Here is a 1,017-nt window from a genome sequence, read left to right as displayed (position 1 = left end):
GCGCGCCCCGAAGGGGCGCGCGCGGCGCCGGTCGCTTCGGGCTTTGCCCGAAGCGAAACCCCTCTTTTGCGCTTTCTATACCCTTCTTGCGCTCGGTGCTTGTGTGTCCCCCATGCGACGCCTAAGTGTTTTGAGAACCAATATTCGGGCCCGCCGCGCGCAAAGGGATCTTTGCCGCCACCCGCCCCAAGAACGCAAACGGAGGCTTCATGTTTCAACTCCCCTTCCCCGTCCGCGATGCCAATGCCAGCTCCGGCAGTGATGATCTCGGCAAGCTGCCGGTCTGGGATCTGAGCGATCTCTACACCTCGGATGAGGCCCCGGAGCTGACCCGCGATCTGGAGTGGCTGCAACAGGAATGCGCCGCCTTTGCCGCCGATTACGAGGGCAAACTGGCCGATCTGGACGCCGAAGGCCTCCTCGCCTGCGTGCTGCGCAACGAGAAGATCAACAATATCGCCGGGCGCATCATGTCCTACGCCGGGCTGCGCTATTACCAGCTCACCACCGATGCCGACCGCGCCAAATTCCTGTCGGATGCGCAGGAAAAAATCACCGTTTTCACCACGCCGCTGGTCTTCTTCACGCTGGAAATCAACCGCATCGAAGACGACAAGATGGAAGCGCTCTTTGCCGCCAACGCGGATCTGGCGCGCTATAAACCCGTCTTCGACCGTATCCGCGCGATGAAGCCCTATCAGCTCTCGGATGAGCTGGAGAAATTCATGCATGACCTCGGCATCGTCGGCGACGCCTGGGAGAAACTCTTTGACGAGACCATCGCGGGCCTGACGTTTGAGATCGACGGCGAAGAGCTCGGCATCGAGGCCACGCTCAATTTCCTGACCGAACAGGACCGTAGCAAACGCGAGGCCGCCGCGCGCGAACTGGCCCGCGTCTTTGCCGACAACATCAAGATCTTTGCCCGCGTGCACAACACGCAAGCCAAGGAAAAGGAAATCATCGACCGCTGGCGCGGCATGCCCAGCCCGCAGATGGGGCGTCACCTCTCCAATG

General features: G+C 61.2%; 1 protein-coding gene. It reads left to right on the top strand.

Annotated features, from left to right (window positions below):
- Nucleotides 1-209 precede the first annotated feature (209 nt).
- Nucleotides 210-1,017: M3 family oligoendopeptidase (locus tag HCZ87_RS20750; RefSeq protein ID WP_368484159.1), on the top strand; the 808-nt coding region annotated here is incomplete at its 3' end.

Source organism: Phaeobacter sp. HF9A (assembly GCF_011806385.1).
Lineage (GTDB): Bacteria > Pseudomonadota > Alphaproteobacteria > Rhodobacterales > Rhodobacteraceae > Epibacterium.
This window is presented reverse-complemented; position numbering and strand designations above follow the sequence as displayed.